The following is a 3,030-nucleotide window of genomic DNA, read 5'->3' as shown; positions in this document are numbered from 1 at the left end:
CCAAGGACGAGACCGAGGAGGTTGCGTTCACCCTCGTCCAGCAGCTCGGAACATTGCAGATCAACTCCACGCCGGCAGGAGCGGCGGTATACCTGAACGGCACCGCAACCGGTGACCTCACGAACGCCACCCTGGCAGACAAACCGGTCGGGACCTACAATGTCACGGTTGAACTGGAAGGATACGATCCGGCAACGGAGATCGTCACCCTCTCCAAGGACGAGACCGAGGATGTCTCCTTTACGCTCGTCCAGCAGCTCGGGACGTTGCAGATCAACTCGACCCCGGCAGGAGCCAGCGTCTATCTGAACGGAACAGCCACCGGAGACCTCACGAATGTCACCCTCGCAGACAAACCGGTCGGGACCTACAACGTCACCGTTGAACTGGAGGGATACGACCCGGCAACCGAGATCGTCACCCTCTCCAAGGACGAGACCGAGGACGTGAGTTTCACCCTGGTGCAGCAGCTCGGGACATTGCAGATCAACTCCACACCGGCGGGAGCCAGTGTCTACCTGAATGGCACCGCAACCGGTGACCTCACGAACGTCACCCTCGCAGACAAACCGGTCGGGACCTACAATGTGACGGTTGAACTGGACGGATACGACCCGGCAACGGAAGTCGTCACCCTCTCCAAGGACGAAACCGAGGAGGTCGCATTCACCCTCGTGCAGCAGCTCGGGACACTGCAGATCAACTCGACCCCGGCAGGAGCGGCGGTCTACCTGAACGGAACGGCCACGGGTGAGGCCACGAACGTTACCCTCGCAGACAAACCCCTAGGGACCTACAATGTCACCGTCGAGTTGAATGGATACGATCCGGCGACCGAGATCGTCACCCTCTCCAAGGACGAGACCGAGGAGGTCTCCTTCACCCTCGTGCAGCAGCTCGGGACATTGCAGATCAACTCGACCCCGGCAGGAGCCAGTGTCTACCTGAATGGCACCGCAACCGGGGACCTCACGAACGCCACCCTCACAGACAAACCGGTCGGGACCTACAATGTCACCGTCCTGAAGGACGGGTATGATCCGGCAACCGAGATCGTCACCCTCTCCAAGGACGAGACCGAGGATGTCTCCTTTACACTCGTCCAGCAGCTCGGGACATTGCAGATCAACTCCACGCCCTCGGGAGCCAGCGTCTACCTGAATGGCACTGCTACAGGAGACCTCACGAACGCAACCCTGGCAGACAAACCGGTCGGGACCTACAACGTCACCGTCCTGAAGGACGGATACGATCCGGCAACGGAGATCGTCACCCTCTCCAAGGACGAGACCGAGGATGTCTCCTTTACGCTCGTCCAGCAGCTCGGGACACTGCAGATCAACTCGACCCCGGCGGGAGCCAGCGTCTATCTGAACGGAACGGCCACAGGAGACCTCACGAATGCCACCCTCGCAGACAAACCAGTCGGAACCTACAATGTCACCGTCGAGTTGAATGGATACGATCCGGCGACAGAGATTGTCACCCTCTCCAAGGACGAGACCGAGGATGTCTCCTTTACGCTCGTCCAGCAGCTCGGGACACTCCAGATCAACTCCACTCCCTCCGGAGCGGCGGTCTACCTCAATGGCACTGCTACGGGAGACCTCACGAACGCAACCCTCGCAGACAAACCGGTCGGGACCTACAACGTCACCGTCCTGAAGGACGGGTATGACCCGGCAACGGAGATTGTCACCGTCACGAAAGACGAGAGCGAGGAGGTCTCCTTTACGCTCGTCCAGCAGCTCGGGACGTTGCAGATCAACTCCACGCCCTCGGGAGCAGCGGTCTACCTCAACGGAACCGCAACCGGGGACCTCACGAATGTCACCCTCGCAGACAAACCGGTCGGGACCTACAACGTCACCGTTGAACTGGAGGGATACGACCCGGCAACCGAGATCGTCACCCTCTCCAAGGACGAGACCGAGGACGTGAGTTTCACCCTGGTGCAGCAGCTCGGGACATTGCAGATCAACTCCACACCGGCGGGAGCCAGTGTCTACCTGAATGGCACCGCAACCGGTGACCTCACGAACGTCACCCTCGCAGACAAACCGGTCGGGACCTACAATGTGACGGTTGAACTGGACGGATACGACCCGGCAACGGAAGTCGTCACCCTCACGAAAGACGAGACCGAGGAGGTTGCATTCACCCTCGTCCAGCAGCTCGGGACACTCCAGATCAACTCGACCCCGGCGGGAGCCAGCGTCTACCTGAATGGCACTGCTACAGGAGACCTCACGAACGCAACCCTGGCAGACAAACCGGTCGGGACCTACAATGTCACCGTGGAGCTGGACGGATACGATCCGGCGACAGAGGTCGTCACCCTCTCCAAGGACGAGACCGAAGAGGTCTCCTTTACGCTCGTCCAGCAGCTCGGGACACTGCAGATCAACTCCACGCCCTCGGGAGCGGCGGTCTACCTCAATGGCACTGCTACAGGAGACCTCACGAACGCCACCCTGGCAGACAAACCGGTCGGGACCTACAACGTCACCGTGGAACTGGACGGATACGATCCGGCGACAGAGGTCGTCACCCTCTCCAAGGACGAGACCGAGGAAGTCTCCTTTACGCTCGTGCAGCAGCTCGGAACCCTGCAGATCAACTCCACTCCCTCCGGAGCGGCGGTCTACCTCAATGGCACCGCAACCGGAGACCTCACGAACGCTACCCTGGCAGACAAACCGGTCGGGACCTACAATGTCACCGTGGAACTGGACGGATACGATCCGGCGACAGAGGTCGTCACCCTCTCCAAGGACGAGACCGAGGAAGTCTCCTTTACGCTCGTCCAGCAGCTCGGAACCCTGCAGATCAACTCCACTCCCTCCGGAGCGGCGGTCTACCTCAACGGCACCGCAACCGGAGACCTCACGAACGCCACCCTGGCAGACAAACCGGTCGGGACCTACAATGTGACGGTTGAACTGGACGGATACGACCCGGCAACGGAAGTCGTCACCCTCTCCAAGGACGAGACCGAGGAAGTCTCCTTTACGCTCGTCCAGCAGCTCG

The 3,030-nt window shown here is 60.5% G+C and carries 1 protein-coding gene; it reads left to right on the top strand.

The window, feature by feature from the left end; all coding sequences use genetic code 11:
* Positions 1-3,030, top strand: a 3,030-nt coding sequence (locus tag CUJ86_RS11635; RefSeq protein ID WP_130647745.1) for a PEGA domain-containing protein, incomplete at both ends; no start/stop codon positions are given.

Source organism: Methanofollis fontis (assembly GCF_004297185.1).
GTDB lineage: Archaea > Halobacteriota > Methanomicrobia > Methanomicrobiales > Methanofollaceae > Methanofollis > Methanofollis fontis.
This window is presented reverse-complemented; position numbering and strand designations above follow the sequence as displayed.